Origin of the sequence: Vibrio sp. VGrn 2 (assembly GCF_009361695.1) — a bacterium.
Taxonomy (GTDB): domain Bacteria; phylum Pseudomonadota; class Gammaproteobacteria; order Enterobacterales; family Vibrionaceae; genus Vibrio; species Vibrio diabolicus.
In genome coordinates this window covers 234,658-250,140 of record NZ_RBWD01000003.1, presented here as the reverse complement: position 1 = coordinate 250,140, position 15,483 = coordinate 234,658, and the positions used below count along the sequence as shown (strand labels likewise).

General features: G+C 45.1%; 17 protein-coding genes and 1 tRNA gene. 6 read left to right on the top strand and 12 right to left on the bottom strand.

What is annotated here, in order from left to right; translation table 11 throughout:
- Positions 1–45 precede the first annotated feature (45 nt).
- From flgE to D8S93_RS07695, 6 genes are all read right to left on the bottom strand, one after another.
- Complete coding sequence (flgE, locus tag D8S93_RS07720) at positions 46–1,359, bottom strand: flagellar hook protein FlgE (protein ID WP_005393123.1); 1,314 nt, start codon at positions 1,357–1,359, stop codon at positions 46–48.
- Between the two features lie 30 nt (positions 1,360–1,389).
- The gene (gene flgD / locus D8S93_RS07715) at positions 1,390–2,100 is read right to left on the bottom strand and encodes a flagellar hook assembly protein FlgD (RefSeq protein ID WP_005393125.1); all 711 of its coding nucleotides are present in this window, start codon (positions 2,098–2,100) and stop codon (positions 1,390–1,392) included.
- 17 nt (positions 2,101–2,117) lie between these two features.
- Positions 2,118–2,531: a flagellar basal body rod protein FlgC gene (gene flgC, locus D8S93_RS07710; protein ID WP_005393132.1), complete on the bottom strand. Its 414-nt coding sequence runs from the start codon at positions 2,529–2,531 to the stop codon at positions 2,118–2,120.
- A gap of 5 nt (positions 2,532–2,536) precedes the next feature.
- The gene (gene flgB / locus D8S93_RS07705; protein ID WP_005382026.1) at positions 2,537–2,932 is read right to left on the bottom strand and encodes a flagellar basal body rod protein FlgB; all 396 of its coding nucleotides are present in this window, start codon (positions 2,930–2,932) and stop codon (positions 2,537–2,539) included.
- Positions 2,933–3,238: 306 nt separating this feature from the next.
- The gene (locus D8S93_RS07700; protein ID WP_005393137.1) at positions 3,239–4,066 is read right to left on the bottom strand and encodes a protein-glutamate O-methyltransferase; all 828 of its coding nucleotides are present in this window, start codon (positions 4,064–4,066) and stop codon (positions 3,239–3,241) included.
- A gap of 11 nt (positions 4,067–4,077) precedes the next feature.
- Positions 4,078–5,004 carry a chemotaxis protein CheV gene (locus D8S93_RS07695; RefSeq protein WP_005382022.1) on the bottom strand — a complete coding sequence of 309 codons (927 nt, stop codon included), beginning with the start codon at positions 5,002–5,004 and terminating at the stop codon, positions 4,078–4,080.
- Between the two features lie 76 nt (positions 5,005–5,080).
- Between D8S93_RS07695 and flgA the strand changes: the two genes are divergently transcribed.
- From flgA to D8S93_RS07680, 3 genes are all read left to right on the top strand, one after another.
- A complete protein-coding gene (gene flgA, locus D8S93_RS07690) occupies positions 5,081–5,827 on the top strand; it encodes a flagellar basal body P-ring formation chaperone FlgA (protein WP_005393139.1) in 747 nt (248 codons plus the stop codon).
- A 116-nt stretch (positions 5,828–5,943) separates the two neighbouring features.
- On the top strand, positions 5,944–6,258 hold the full coding sequence (gene flgM / locus D8S93_RS07685) for a flagellar biosynthesis anti-sigma factor FlgM (protein ID WP_005382018.1): 315 nt from the start codon (positions 5,944–5,946) through the stop codon (positions 6,256–6,258).
- A gap of 27 nt (positions 6,259–6,285) precedes the next feature.
- On the top strand, positions 6,286–6,711 hold the full coding sequence (locus D8S93_RS07680; protein ID WP_046874280.1) for a flagella synthesis protein FlgN: 426 nt from the start codon (positions 6,286–6,288) through the stop codon (positions 6,709–6,711).
- 112 nt (positions 6,712–6,823) lie between these two features.
- Here D8S93_RS07680 and flgP read toward each other — a convergent pair whose 3' ends face one another.
- Both flgP and D8S93_RS07670 read right to left on the bottom strand, forming a co-directional pair.
- Positions 6,824–7,255, bottom strand: a complete 432-nt coding sequence (gene flgP, locus D8S93_RS07675; RefSeq protein WP_053807681.1) for a flagellar assembly lipoprotein FlgP — start codon at positions 7,253–7,255, stop codon at positions 6,824–6,826.
- Between the two features lie 9 nt (positions 7,256–7,264).
- A complete protein-coding gene (locus tag D8S93_RS07670; RefSeq protein WP_005382013.1) occupies positions 7,265–7,903 on the bottom strand; it encodes a FlgO family outer membrane protein in 639 nt (212 codons plus the stop codon).
- 169 nt (positions 7,904–8,072) lie between these two features.
- On the opposite strand from D8S93_RS07670, the gene D8S93_RS07665 reads away from it, so the two are divergent.
- The 3 genes from D8S93_RS07665 (at position 8,073) to D8S93_RS07655 (ending at position 10,244) form a co-directional block, all read left to right on the top strand.
- On the top strand, positions 8,073–9,206 hold the full coding sequence (locus D8S93_RS07665) for a flagellar assembly protein FlgT (protein ID WP_048626114.1): 1,134 nt from the start codon (positions 8,073–8,075) through the stop codon (positions 9,204–9,206).
- 177 nt (positions 9,207–9,383) lie between these two features.
- Positions 9,384–9,460 (top strand) — tRNA-Arg (locus D8S93_RS07660).
- A 277-nt stretch (positions 9,461–9,737) separates the two neighbouring features.
- A complete protein-coding gene (locus D8S93_RS07655; protein ID WP_031780328.1) occupies positions 9,738–10,244 on the top strand; it encodes a hypothetical protein in 507 nt (168 codons plus the stop codon).
- Positions 10,245–10,357: 113 nt separating this feature from the next.
- Here the strand turns inward: D8S93_RS07655 and D8S93_RS07650 are convergent, their stop codons facing one another.
- The 4 genes from D8S93_RS07650 to chiP form a co-directional block, all read right to left on the bottom strand.
- On the bottom strand, positions 10,358–11,320 hold the full coding sequence (locus tag D8S93_RS07650) for an OmpA family protein (RefSeq protein ID WP_006743033.1): 963 nt from the start codon (positions 11,318–11,320) through the stop codon (positions 10,358–10,360).
- A gap of 640 nt (positions 11,321–11,960) precedes the next feature.
- Positions 11,961–13,388, bottom strand: a complete 1,428-nt coding sequence (gene gltX, locus D8S93_RS07645) for a glutamate--tRNA ligase (RefSeq protein ID WP_152812669.1) — start codon at positions 13,386–13,388, stop codon at positions 11,961–11,963.
- A 178-nt stretch (positions 13,389–13,566) separates the two neighbouring features.
- Complete coding sequence (locus D8S93_RS07640; RefSeq protein WP_048626113.1) at positions 13,567–14,160, bottom strand: DUF2057 domain-containing protein; 594 nt, start codon at positions 14,158–14,160, stop codon at positions 13,567–13,569.
- 125 nt (positions 14,161–14,285) lie between these two features.
- Complete coding sequence (chiP, locus tag D8S93_RS07635; protein ID WP_006743034.1) at positions 14,286–15,407, bottom strand: chitoporin; 1,122 nt, start codon at positions 15,405–15,407, stop codon at positions 14,286–14,288.
- Between the last annotated feature and the right edge of the window lie 76 nt (positions 15,408–15,483).

Below are 15,483 nucleotides of genomic sequence, written 5' to 3'. Positions count from 1 at the left end.
TTATCAAGCCAAGCGGCGAAAGCTCGCCTAACTTGATGATGCAGATTATCGGATCTGCAGGATATTTTGTTGTAGCTGGTTGTGCACTTCTAGCGAACGTGAGTTTGCTTGGAAGTTACGCTGAGCAGAAATCAGGTCCACCAGCTCCTGCGTCATATCAATGTTTGACTGTTCCAGCATACCGTTGTTGATGGTGCCAAAAGAGCCTTTGTTAGATTCACCCCAAATCTTGTCACCAGAGAACTGAGTTGAATCCCATTGCGTACCGCCCTTCTTATCTAGACCTTGCTCGTTTGGAACACGTACTAGCGCAACACGACCCAATGTGACGTTTTCACCGTTTGAGTAAGTCCCCATTACGCTGCCGTTTTCATCGAAGTCAACTTTGGTTAGGAAACCCGTTGTTGCACCGTCTTCATCGAACTTAGTCAGTTCGAACGGAGCAGCAAACTGTGTTGCCGAGCCTAAACCGAAGTTAAGCGTCTGCGCAGGATCGGCACCATTCATATCGACTGGTGTCGTGTTCGTCGCCGGATCGCCTAATGCCACAGACGTAATTGGCTGACCATTGTTCAAGCTCGCCAACGTACCATCGTTGTTGAACTTCATGGTATGACCCACATGGCCTGTTGGCGTTTGTGCATCACCTGCCGCAACGTTTAAAGGCTTTTCACCTTCTTTGTCTGTCACGGTGTAGTAAGTGTTCCACGTGTTTGGCTGAGTCTGATCTTTCAAGTAGTACGTCGTTAGCTTGTAAGACTGACCCATCGAGTCATAAATAGTCGAAGAGGTTGAACGGTTGTATGTATCTGGGTCTGAAAAATCAAACTGAGTCGGATCTTTCAAATCGCCGTTAGCTGGCAAGTTCACGCCCACTTCAATGTTTGCTGTTTGCTTTGGCTTACCAAATTCAGCAGGAATATTGATAGGTTGTGGCTCGTATGAAGAAACCTCACCAGAGCTTGGATCCACTTGGTAACCTAATAAGAACTCATCGTTCGCGGTCACCATGTAGTTTTCTTTATTTAAATGGAATGCACCATTACGTGTCAGTTCATTCTGTTGTGGAGTCAGACGCTCCTTCGCCACGGCGAAGAAACCTGTACCCGAAACACGCAGATCCATTGGGTTGTTGGTGTAAATGCTTGAGCCTTCATGGAACTGCTGCGCCACTTGGCTTGCTTGCGCACCACCACCCGGCGTGGTTTTTGCGTTAGTAAATAAAGAGTTAGAGTAAACATCAGCAAACTCAGCACGGGACTCTTTAAAGCCGTACGTGTTGGCGTTCGCAATGTTGTTACTGGTGGTGTTCAAATCCAGTTGGGCGGCGGACAAACCGCTTAAAGATACATATGACATTCCAAAATCTCCTAATCTAGCGAGCTATGACTACGCTTTGCCGACTTCCAAAACTTCTGCAAGTCGAACTGGCGATTCAAAACCAGCCAGATTGAGTAATACGTTTCCGTCACCTTTGCCGAGCAATACGCTGTTTACGTTGGCGTATGTCGATACTGGGAACTCTTGCGACTCCCCTTCAACTAAGCCAGACGCTTTCACTTTGTATTTGCCAGCAGGCAGTGGATTTCCGCTTTCATCTTTACCGTCCCAAAGCACACGCGTGTCGCCGGCTGGTTTCGCTCCTACCTCAAAAGTACGAACCAGTTGGCCAGCTTCATCCTCTACACGAACAAACAGATTATCGATAGATTGTGAAAGCTTAACCATTGCCGCCATTGGCGCGTCGTCCTGCTTCACACCTGCCGCTCCTGGGACCAATACGTCACGTCCTACCAAAGAGGAAGCTTGTAACGCTTGGTTTGATGTCATTGACGAGTTCAAACTCTCAAACTGAGTGTTCATCTTGCCAATGCCATCAACGGTCGCAAATGAAGCCATTTGCGCAATCATCTGGTCATTACTTACCGGCTTAAAAGGGTCCTGTTGAGACAATTGCTTCGTGAGCAATGATAAGAAGTCTTCCTGCTTTAGGTCCTGCTTACCCGTGCTCTCTTCCGTCTTCTTGTTACTCTCTTGTAGACTTTTAAGCTGGTCGATATAGGACAAGCCGCTTTGACCAACGTTGTTAATTCCGGCCATACGCTACCTCCTTATCCTTATTGACCCATCTGCAGCGTACGCAGCAGCATTTGTTTACTAGAATCCGCTACTTGCACATTGGTTTGGTATGCGCGAGAAGCTGAAATCATGTTCGCCATTTCTTCCATTACATTCACGTTCGGCTTGTAGATGTAGCCTTCTTCGTTTGCAAGGGGATGGTCTGGGTTGTACTCCGCACTCAGCGGTTTATCGCTTTCTACAATACCCATCACTTTCACTGGCACCGTATCACCGCCACGCATGGCGTTACTTAACTCAGCACCAAACACAGCATGGCGCGCTTTATAAGTGTCTTTCGCAGAGCTGCTGACACTGTCGGCGTTCGCCAAGTTGCTTGAGGTAGTGTTCAGACGAACGGATTCAGCGCTCATTGCGGAACCTGTCACATTGAAAACGTTAAATAAGCTCATCTAAATTATTCCCCTTTGATTGCTTTGGTTAAGTTCTTGAATTTGCTGCCTAGAAAGTCGAGTGATGCTTGGTGTCTGATTTGGTTTTGCATAAACAAGTTACGCTCTAAATCCAAATCTACCGTGTTGCCATCACCCGTATCAGGTTGCGTAGGAAGACGATATAGCTTGTCCCCGACCAACGTTGTAGTGGCAGGAATATGCCGACCATCCGTACGACTAAGACCAATGCTTGCCCCAGATGTTGCCGCTTGCAATTCCTTCGCAAAGTCTAAACCTCTTGCTTTGTAACCAGGCGTGTTGGCTTGTGCAATGTTGGTGGAAATCACCTCAGCATTGCGCTCACGTACGCCCACCGTGTGCTGGTGGATGCCTAGTGCATTGTCAAAAGATATAGCCATGTTTGCCTCTACAATTAAGAACTGACCGTGATTGATAACCAAAAAGCAATTAGCATGCCAAAAACATAAAGCGCTCTATCTACTTAATAGCTATCACCCATTGGAATAGCAATAAGTGAGCCAAAGTGACTGGAATGTCATGTCGTTTCACTTTGTTCACTTAATAAAGATACACCGTGATGAGGGAACAAGGCAAAATCGCGCTTCAATTTAGCGAGTGAAAACGTGGAAATACTCGAAGGTAGGAAACCAGCAAACAAAAAAGCCTGACACTAGGTCAGGCTTTTTATCAATGAAGAGATACCGCTATTTAAGCTTGTAAATGATCCCCGGATTACAGCGCACCATTTCAAATTTATCAGTCAGACCAGTTAGCGACTCTGATGCCCCTAACAGCAGATAACCACCAGGGTTTAAGCTGCTCGCCATTTGGTTAAGCACTTTTGATTTCATTTCCGGTGAGAAGTAAATCAGCACGTTGCGACAAAAAATAATGTCGAACTTACCCATCAGTGCATAACTGTCCATCAAGTTTTGTGGACGAAAGTTCACCAAACGTTTGACGTTGTCTTTGACTTTCATACGGCCACCGTCCGCATCCTCAAAGAAGGTGCGGCGACGTTCTGGTGAAAGTCCGCGCCCTAGAGCCAAATTGTCATACACACCTGCACGACACATCTCGAGCATACTTGCTGAAATGTCTGTTGCTGTAATAGACACGTTTGGTAACAAACCCGGCTTACGCTGTTGCGTTTCCAGAATCGTCATTGCAATAGAATACGGCTCTTGGCCCGATGAACTGGCTGCAGACCAGATCTTGATTGGGCGCTTGCTTGCCGCTACTTCTGGCAATAATTTGTCAGCTAAAACTGTGAACGGATAAGTATCTCGAAACCACAAGGTTTCGTTAGTCGTCATCGCGTCCACAGCGGCCACTCGTAATTCACGATTGCGCCCTGTAACAACATCACGTAGCAAATCTGATAACGATGCGAGCTTAAACTTCGTCACTAAAGGACTCAGTCGGCTACGCACAAGGTATTGCTTGCTATCACCTAACACGATGCCACATTGCGATTCTAGAAAACGGCTAAAGTCACGATACTCTTGATCACTGATTGTAATAGCAGTCATTAATGTCTCTTTTATTGTGTTAATGCAGATTTAACCGCGTTACCCAATTCATCTGGGTTAAATTTCGCAATGAAGGTATTGGCACCTACACGCTCAACCATAGCCTGGTTGAATACACCACTTAATGAAGAATGGAGGATAACATAAAGGTCTTTCAAATCGGCATGTCTGCGAATTTCAGCCGTTAAGGTATAGCCGTCCATTTCTGGCATTTCAATATCGGAAATAACCAACGAAATTTGATCGTAGATATTGCCTTCTTGAGCCATTTCAATCAACTTATTGTACGCTTCTTTGCCATCTTTGACAGATACGACCTCGAAACCGATGGATGTAATCGCACGCTCTACCTGTTTGCGCGCGACAGTCGAGTCATCGGCAATCAATATACGGCGTACAATAGGCTTTTCTTGTTCTGCTTGCGCGATTTCTTCACCGATAGCGGAGTCCATCGTTTCATCAACCGGCGCAATCTCTGCCAGGATTTTTTCAACGTCAAGGATTTCAACCAGCTCGTTGTCGATGTTCGTCACTGCGGTCAAGTAGTGCGCTTTACCCGCACCGTCTGGCGGCGGCAAAATCGCTTCCCAATGCATATTGATAATACGCTCAACCGATGATACCAAAAATGCTTGGATCGTACGGTTAAATTCTGCGATAACAACAAAACATTTATCCAGATCAGTGGTTGGGCGGCCACCAATTGCCAGGCTCAAATCAATAACGGACACGGTATGGCCGCGGATATGAGCGATACCTTTTACCAGCGGGTGTAGATTTGGCATTGAAGTCAGCTTAGGGCACTGCAGTACTTCTTTCACTTTGAATACGTTAATGCCGTAGCGCTGTCGGCCCATCAGTCGAAAGGTCAATAATTCCAATCGGTTCTGACCGACGAGTTGCGTACGCTGATTCACCGAGTCAAGAATCCCCGTCATATGCTCATCTCCATCTCAAACTTTTTGTTTTTAAATGATACTCTACCACTGGCAAGCACGATACCAGGGAGACAGTATGGCGTATTTCACTTTCACTTCGACACCATTGACTATGACAATATGTAGAGCGCTAATTACAAAGTACGCTAAGTCTATCGGCATTTTGCTCAGTATGTTTAGCTTTTTTGTTCATTCAGCTTCAGATAATCAGATCGAGCAAATAAAAACGGCAGCAGAACAACATATTCTTGCTACAGTTGATCAGCCTGATGGTGGCGAGCTATCTGTTAATGCGGCAGATATCGACTCGAGAATAAAAGCAACGGATTGCCCAGTGCCCCTAGATACGTCAGCTTCTTCCACCAGCAGTACTCGAAGCAACATCAATGTTCTAGTGGAATGCCCACCGGATGACTGGAAAGTCTATGTGCCTGTACGGATCTCTGTATCGGTGCCAATGATCGTCGCAACACGAACGCTAGGGAGAGGAGAAATCGTCAGCGCATCGGATGTCACCACTTCTATGATCGAGCTGCAGCGCTTTCGCAAAGATGGCTTTTCTAACTACGATCAAGTGGTTGGCGCAAAGCTAAAACGCAACGTTCGCTTAGGTGATGTTGTTGAGCGTAATGATGTCTGTGTCGTTTGCCGGAATGAAAAGGTCACAATCAAAGCGGTGAATTCTGGCATGACAATCACCACGCAAGGCACTGCATTGCAAGATGGTGCGGCTGGCGATCAAGTAAGAGTGAAAAATGATAAGTCACAGCGTATAATAGAAGGCATAGTGACTGGCATTGCGGAAATCACTGTTAATTTTTAACACCCACTGGTAGCGTGTTTAAACTGATCAATAAAAATGCAAAAAATGACTAAAGTTATTTTTGCACTGGTCGATAGTCTGGATACCAGTATTACGATACAAGGCAAAGGTTAAACATGGCAGGTATAGATAATATACGTTCAGGGCAAATGATGACGACGACAAGTCGTGCACCTGCGCGTAACGATTCCAATGCTACCAGCACGACTGAATCGAAAAAAGCACCCGCACAACAAGACGCTGTATCACTCAGCCAGCAAAGCAAAGCCGTTAGCAAACTCCAAAAAGATATGGCAGCTTCTCCGGCCTATGACAGCGCCAAAGTGGCGGCAATCAAAGAGGCAATCACAAACGGTTCATACAAAGTCGATCCTGAAAAATTGGCCGACAACATGATTAAGTTTGAAAACGAATTGCAAGGCAAAAGCTAACTGACTTAGGCCGAAGGTAAGTATTTTATGGCAGCATTAGTCGATCTCGTCAATTTCCAACTAGAAAATGCTAAGGCACTTTCTGCTGTTTTGCGTCAAGAAACACAAGCGATAACTGCGCGTGTCTCTACCGAGATTGAGAGTATTGCCAAACAGAAGATGACACTCATTGATCAGCTTAGAACAACTGATCAGCGAATCGCCTCTCACCCGCACGTCAATCAACTTACTGAAGATGAGCACCTAAGTCAGGTTGTTGCTCAAATCCAATCGATCGTCCTCGACTGTCAACAAGTCAACAAAGTAAATGGTGAATCGCTTAGTCGCGCACAGCTGAGTTTTAATAAACTCAATAACATGCTTCAGCGAACTCATGGCAAAGTGGGCATGACCTACAATGCCGGTGGCAAAACCCACACTATTTCGACACTTGGCACCAATATAAAAGCCTAAACGTCACTCCTACCCCACCATCTCTAGAATGTAGATATAAAAAAGCGACTCATTGTTGCCAATCAGCCGCGGGAAAGATTATCTGGTCTTCTGAAGTAATGCGCTTAGGGCATTAGAACAAGGTTTGTTGACGCTTCTCAGGCACCTGTTGAACTTCTCCGTAATCACGCAACTTATCCATTTTACGAATATCCAGACGCAGCTCTGTCACGTAACTGTCTTCAACAAGATAACTACGCACAACTTCTGCACCGCGAATCACACCATCAACCGCGCCTGTAGTGCTCTCAATACCTAAACGCTGGTCTTGCAGTTCTGCACGTCCACTAACACGCATACCATACACTTGTTCTGCCAGTTCACGGTATGCATCAATTTTTGATGCGCGCATCGCTCGTACACGCTTCTCTTCAACAGTACGACCTGTTTGCTCACTGACACTCGCATAACCCACTGCCACTAAGATTTCATCTTGACGCATCTGTTGTAGTGGCTGACACCCCACCAATACCAGTGTGGTAATAATAAATAATAACTTCTTCATGCTTCTATCCTATGGACGCAGAATTACAGTGTACGGCTGACGAATGGTTGGGTCTGAGCGAATCAACACGCCATCTTGCGTACGGATACTGTTTAACGTATCTAAGTCACGACCAATACGGTCAGCCGGAAGGAAACCCTGCGCCGTTGCTACAACCACACGGCTCTGCATACCGACCACACGTGCATTGACCAGCACCCCGCCCTCTTGGCGCAGCATCGTGCCGGTCAGTACATACTGAATTTGTTGCTCTTGCGCCAGATCTTGCCAATCACGGCTTAAAGCAAAATCGCCCTGCTGCGTCACTTGGATAGAGCCCGTAGTTTTGAAATCAACCACTTTGAACCCTCGGCGCTGGAACTGATGGATAAAACCTTCCGAGACCGAGTTACCTAACCAGTTTGTTGCATCCATATTTTGTAGATCAACAAACGAGGTAATCGCAATCGGTGTCCGCGCAGATACCGCCACATTAGAAACCATCAGGTCTTCGGTCATGCTTTCAATGAAAAAGTCCATCGTATGACGTGGACTATCCATCAGCATGAACTGGCTTCCCGAGTACGGTTCTTTACCATTGTAAATCGGTGAGTACGCGCACGATGTCAGAAGCGTCATCATCGATGCGGCGACAAGCCACTTTTTCATGGTTTGATTCTCCAGATAATCTTAGGTGATACCGTTCTTGATTAATTCCTTTCTAAGAAAGTGAATATTGGAACAGTCTTTGCTTTTCTTTGTTTGCCTAACGAAGAAAAATCCACCAAACTTCACTGAAATTGTTAAAGCAATATTTATACCCGAACGGTTGTAATCAATGAAAAAAATATTAAACAGTCTGTTTTCAATCACTTTAGTGATGCTTGTGCCTTTTAAAGTAATGGCATCTTGGTATGAAGTAACAGGCGTTGCCACTATCGTTTCTTCAGAAGAGACGGCAAGGCTCCATGCGTTGGAAGACGCGCTGTTCAAAGCCGTCAATTTTTCGGGCGCAGATATTGGCAGTATTAGCAATTTGATGCCGCTACTAGAAGAAAGCCGTAACGAGTACCAGTTTACCAACCATGAAGTCCGTTACATTTTGGTCGAGTCTGAGCGTAAACGTCGAGGTAAAGTCGAGGTAAAAATTCGCGTCGATATTTATCCATCGGCAACGGGTTGCCACACCGATCAATACAAAAAGACGATCCTTGTCGGCAATATTGAGGTTGCCTCACCACAACAAGCGGTGATGGGACAGATTTACCAAGTGGGTGACGATTTTAGCCGCGTGGTGAATCGCCAGCTGGATCAAACCTCTCGCAGCTTTGTGTCTGTGGGTACAACGGACTATTCAATTAGCAGTAACTATCCCGCTCGTACTCAAATGATCGCGCAAGACAACGGCGCACAATACATCATTGGGGGAGTCATTACCGATCTCACTGCGACAGTCGAATCTCAGCTACTGCAAGATGACATCATCAATCGTCAGTTTGCGTTAGAGATGAAAGTATTTGATGGTAAAACTGGCCATGAAGTCTTCAACAAAGCCTACCGTGAAGTGGCGCGTTGGCCATTTGCCAAAACGAGCCAAGTGGATACTCGCAGTGCGCGCTTTTGGGCGTCGACCTATGGCGAGATGATGCTACGCGTTAGTCGCAATATAATGCTGGATCTAGAATCAGAGCTGTCTTGCAAAATTACGCTGCCAGAGGTCGTTGCTGTCTTCGGCAATACAGTAACGATGGATCTCGGCCGTATGCATGGCGTAAAAGAGGGAGACAAATTGCAGCTTTGGCACACCGCATCATTTATCGACCAAAACGGATTACCAAGAAATAAAGTATCGCAAAGTGAAATTACATTGACGGTATCTCGTATATACGAACACGAAGCCGAGCTGACGATTGATCAGCCAAATTTAGCCTCTAGTGTTCAAATTGGCGACGTAATGAACAAGATCCTATAAAAGCAAACATTAAGTCTTGAGATATGCTCACTTTTGAATATCATAGGCAGCGCATCTTATTTGATTATACCAATGACCGTAGTGAGTCGTTCAAAGTGATACTGATAAAGACCTAAACAAAGTTGCTAGGTTTGCATTCAGTAAAACGGTTCAATGAACTGCAACTATTGGTATTACGCCCCCATGGCACAGCTGGATAGCGCAGTCCCCTCCTAAGGGACAGGTCGTAGGTTCGAATCCTACTGGGGGCGCCATATCATAGCCTTAGCTCCCACTTGAGCTAAGGCTTTTTTGTATCCACTATTTCGAGCTTCACAGAGCGTTTCCAAGTAACGTGTGAAACAATTTCCTCAGTAATCAATATGATCGCCTCGCTCCTTTACTCGACGAGATAAAACCTTTTACTGTTCCGACCTCTTCCCCTTGAAATCATTTCAACAAGCCCTATTTACAGTTTTGTATTTTATTACTTTAATTATCTATGAGTTTTGCTTACCCTTTTAGCTATTAATAAAATTATTAGTTAGCACTATGTCTAAGAGCAATTTAATAACTAACACTGGACACCGCTTTATTTCTAAAGGCAAGACTGCCTTTAAGATTCATATCCATACCCCCGAGGACACGGTACTGCACCGCTCGGTTGGGTTTGTTCGTATTGGAGAAAAGAAAGGCTTACAAAAAGCCATTAAGCTGAGAAACGAATTAGGCCGGCAAATGTGGGGCAAATTTTGGCGACGTCTTTTGAAGGATCCTTACCTCATGACCAGACTCCCACACAGCGTTGAGCCAAAAATTGTTCACAAGCCTAACCCCACTCTTGAAAACCCAGATAACCGAGATACGTGTTACATCGCTAAGTGGCGAGAGTTCAATGATGACGGTGACTACAAATACAAAACGGTGGTTCGCTCTATTAGTAAATACGGCAAGCTTGCCGCCTACATGCAAACCAAAAAAGCGTTGTTAGAAGCACATAAAGACAACTTGGAAATCCTAACGTTCATGGGGCGCTTAAACAGCATTGACCTCAAGTGATGTTTACCGTTTTTAACTTTTCAGTCCGTTTCAAATAGAAATGAAAAAGCCCCAAAGAGCGAACTCTTTGGGGCTTTCAGCTTTAGTCTTCTATACTACGGTCGGATAGAAGCTTATTGCTGAACTTGGTATTCAAATTCTGGAACAACGATTTCTACGCGACGGTTTTGCTGACGACCTTCACGAGTGTCGTTTGAAGCGATTGGATTGTTTTCACCTTCGCCACGCGCTTGAATACGTGATGAATCAATGCCTTTTTCAACAAGTGCGTTAGCTACAGATTCCGCGCGTTTCTCAGAAACTTTTAGGTTGTAAGCTGCTGGGCCAGAAGTATCTGTGTAACCTACAACTTCAACGTTCGCTTGTGGGTGCTCGTTTAGGAAAGCAACTAGGTTATCAAGTTTTGCAGCGCTCTCTGGTTTTAGAGTTGTGCTGTTTAGATCGAAGCTACCAGTGCCGATTGTTTGAGTTTCGAATGTTTTCGTTACAACTACTGGCTCTTCTACCACTTCTTCTACAACCACTTCTTCAACAACAACTGGCTCTTCTACGATTACTGGCTCATCGTTGCCGCCGAATTTGAAAGAAACACCCAGTGTTGCTGTGTTACCTGTCGCACGAGTTACATCGTTGCTGATATCAGTCAGAGTTTGGTATTCCGCACGAGCAGTTACGTTTTGGCTTAGGTTGAACTCAAGGCCAGCTGCGCCTAGGTAAGAGTAATCATCTTTGCCATCAAACATTACGTAAGCGCCACCCACTTTACCGTAAAGTGCGATGTCTTCAGTGATTGGTAGGCTGAATTTAGGTGCAAGAGTGATTGCTTCTACATGGCCACCGAAAGAAGTTTGGTTAAAATCACCGATGTTGTCGAAACCTGCTTCTACTGCGAAGTATTTATTCATTTCGTAACCAACAAAAGCGCCAAGAGTAGAGTCGTCTTTGTCACAAGCCTGGCCCGCTACACACGCGTCTTCCATCCATGACTTACCCATCTTACCACCAACGTATACTTCTGCTTGTGCTGCTGAAGCCATAAGTAGAGACGCTGAAATTACCGCTGCTAATTTTTTCATTATTGATTCCTCTAAAGAAGTTCTTTTGTTAGATGCCGAAATGCGCCGTCTGACTGACGTTGTATTTCAATTCTTTTTATTCATTCCTTGAGTGAGATACTTAGTCAGCTTCTTTTTATGCACATGCATTTTTTTTATGGAAGCTACTTACGTACATTTCCTGTTCAGTGATACATATCGCCATCTCGGTATCACTGACGGGGTGAACTATAACGCTAAGAAATCGCGAGAAAAATCCCAATTCTGTCAATTTATTGTCATCAAAAATCTCAACAACATGTGATCTTAAGCAAAAAAATCCCCACACAATCACGACGCAAACGTTTGCTTTATTTTCTGGAATACTACAACTTAAGCAAAGTTTTTTCCTAAAAATGAGACAACAAAAATGGAACTTTAAGGAAGGTGGATAAAAATCAATCAGATATTTGATATATAATCGCTCGTTTTTTATTCATGCCAACGATGTTTGGATTAAAAAATCTTATCCATACCTAGGTGAATTACGGTCCTAAATACCACATCCTTCACCGACATATGAGAAGATTTCTCATTATCTAGGATTCAGATACAAAAAAGCCGCGGGTGTTTACCGCGGCTTTGTGACTATTTATTCAAAAGAACGTTTAGTTCAAAGCAATTATGCGTTTGCTTCACGCTCAGCAATGAACTCAAGCGCCATCTTAATACGAGCAACACAACGCTCTTTGCCAACCAGTTCCATTACTGCATCTACAGAAGGAGACTGACCGCCGCCTGTTACAGCAACACGTAATGGCATACCGATTTTGCCCATGCCGATTTCTAGCTCTTCACAGACTGCTGCGATAACGCCATCTTTGATGTTTGCTGTTGTCCACTCGGTCAGTGCTTCAGCTTTCGCTAGAGCAAGCTCCAGAGGCTCTTTAGCCACACCGCGTAAGTGTTTCTTCGCTGCGCCCGCTTCAAACTCAGAGAAATCTTCGTAGAAGTAACGGATTTGCTCAGCTAGCTCAACCAGCGTGTTGCAACGCTCACCCACTAGCTTGATCACGTCAGTGATAGCAGGACCATTCGTTACGTCTAGTTTTTGTTGATCTAGGTGCCATTGTAGGTGCTCTGCAACGTACGCAGGATCTGAATTTTTGATGTAATGGTTGTTCAACCATTGCAGTTTGTCCGTGTTGAAGGCAGACGCTGACTTAGATACTGCGTTTAGGCTGAATAGGTTGATCATCTCTTCTTGAGAGAAGATTTCTTGGTCGCCATGAGACCAACCTAGACGCACTAGGTAGTTGTTTAGTGCTGCAGGCAAGTAACCCATATCGCGGTATTGCATGACCGATACAGCGCCGTGACGTTTCGACAGTTTCGCACCGTCATCACCTAAGATCATTGCACAGTGCGCAAACGTTGGTACTGGTGCACCTAGTGCTTCGTAGATGTTGATTTGACGAGGCGTATTGTTGATGTGGTCTTCACCACGAACAACGTGAGTGATACCCATGTCCCAGTCATCCACTACTACACAGAAGTTGTAAGTAGGTGAACCGTCAGTACGACGAATGATTAGGTCATCCATTTGATCGTTGCGGATTTCGATACGGCCACGGATTTGATCATCAAATACTACGCTGCCTTCTTTCGGGTTACGGAAACGGATAACACATGGATCGCCATCTTTTGCCGCTTCGTTTGCTGCTTTGATTTTTGGATGGTTAGCATCATAGCGAGGTATTTCTTTATTTGCTTCTTGCTCTGCACGGATTTCATCTAGCAGCTCTTTAGACGCGTAACATTTGTAAGCTTTGTCTTCAGCAAGAAGCTTATCAACCATTTCGTTGTAACGATCAAAACGTTGAGTTTGGTAGTAAGGACCTTCATCCCACTCCAAGCCTAGCCATTCCATGCCTTCAAGAATTGCATCAACCGCTTCCTGAGAGTTACGCTCAAGGTCTGTATCTTCGATACGTAGAACGAATTCACCACCTTGGTTTTTAGCGTATAGCCAAGAGTAAAGTGCAGTACGCGCACCACCAACGTGTAGATAGCCAGTTGGGCTAGGAGCAAAACGAGTTTTAACCGTCATTTGAGTTCCTTAGGGGTAATGAGCAACGAGAGATCTCTCGTTGTAATGTCAAGGATAAAAGTGGCGACATTTTACCACCGTAAGTCAATTCTACAATCGGTTTGACACCAGAAATACAAACAGGGCAGCACCAATAAAGGTACTGCCCTCCTATTTACTGTTAAAGTGCAGAACGAAATTACTTCAGGTTACGCATCGCCCATTGCATAAATTCTTGCTGCTCTTCACGGCTTAACTCATTAAACGATGCTTTGATTGTTTTGGTTTCCGCCGGAGAAGACGCAATGCTTGCCTTGGTCGATTCTTTGTTCATTGCATTGTTATAGTCAGCCACTTCTCGCTCGTAATCACGAAAACCTTGCAAGCCACCTTTACGAAGTTGAACCATAGAGAATTCCACTTCTTTTCCGTGTTTGTCTTTCAATACCACTTTTGGATCGAGTTCAAAAGCTTTCGCTTCTTCGATGGTACGGAACGCTTTGTAAGTAAGCGATAGCTCGGCGTCTTTTTCTGCTTCAAACTCTAATACCAGTGGCTGCGAATCGAACTTACGGCGCTTGCCATCTTCAAAGACAATTTGTCCAACCGTCACCGCCAACTGATTTTCCCCGTCCTTCAGCTCGATGCTGTTATTTTTGGAAATCCACTCAGGGTACACGAACTCACCGTTGAGAACGCGAGGAACCAGTTCAGCTTGCAGAGTTAGTTGAGCAGCAAAAGCAGGCGCAGAAAGCATTGCGCAAAGTCCGAGAAGTGTCGTTGTTTTTTTCATCGTGGTTTCTCACTTTATACCAATTTAGATAAGCCTCTGAAACTTACAGGCCTGTCATTCCAAAGGCTTATTTGAATCAGTATCAAGACAAAAAGGGCGTTTCCGCCCTTTTAGCTGCTTCTTTATTAGAAGTAGTATTCAACACCCACAGAGAACTCATCGTAGTCCGCAGATTTCCAACGCGCTTCTGTTGGTTTATCCAGTTGATATGCACCGTCGCCAAAGTCTAGAGTACGAGCACGTACGTAAAGCACTGCCGATGGGTCTACGAAGTACATAACTTGTGCAGATAGTACATCGTCTGCTGTATCGTTAATTGTCTTACCATCACGCTCTAGATCAAAGTTCGCTGCGTAAGCCAGTTTGTATTGCCAATCACCTGTGGTGTACATGATAGCGGCAGACATTGCGTCTTGCTTCTCACTCACGCCGTTGCTTGCGTCAGCTTCCATGTATTTGTATTGCGCGAAGAAAGAAATACCGTTATCAAACCAGCCTTGAGCACCCACCAAGTATGTGTTGTTTTCCCACGTTTGGCCTTCCATCTTAATGTTACGGTTACCCTCGTATGCGGCATCTAACTGAATTGGACCAATTTTGTAGTGCGCCGCGATACCACCCCAGTAGTCATCACCTTCACCCAGACCTGCTTTGTCACCTGCACCAGCCGCGATATCTAGAGAGAATTTGTCTGCATACATTGGCGAGTCCCAACGAATGGTGTTTGATTGACGGTCTTGATACTTAGCACCACCGATTGCACCACCCCAGTCGTAAACGTCACCGAGACCTGGGTTAGATGCAGGCCAGTCAACCAATTCGTACATCGGTGTTAATACACGACCTAAACGAACTTGACCCCAAGATGCACTTTCAAAACCGACGAATGTGTCACGTTCACCAAGACCTGCACCCTCGCCGCCAAAGCTAGGGTCAACGTAACCACCTTCGATTTGCCAAATAAAAGTAGGACCGAAGTTAGCAAATTGTTTTTTACCACGGAAACCGATGCGAGATTCGTTGTTTAGCTGCATGCCACCTAGATCATCGTCCGTTGCTTTGTTGCCAGAATCGTAATCGCGGTACGCGGCCTGCATCGCGATGATCCCGTAAACTTCATAAGAGAATGAATCTTTAGTTAGGAACTCTTTTGCTGCGTCACTGTTTGCACCATCAGCAAATGCAGCACCACTGAACATCATGCCTGTGATTGCCGTAGCAAGTAGGCTTTTCTTTAGGTAAGACATTTTTAACCCCTATATTTTTTAGTTTTTTCCATTTTCAAATTCGCTAACTAGGACATGGCAGGAACTTGAAACAATG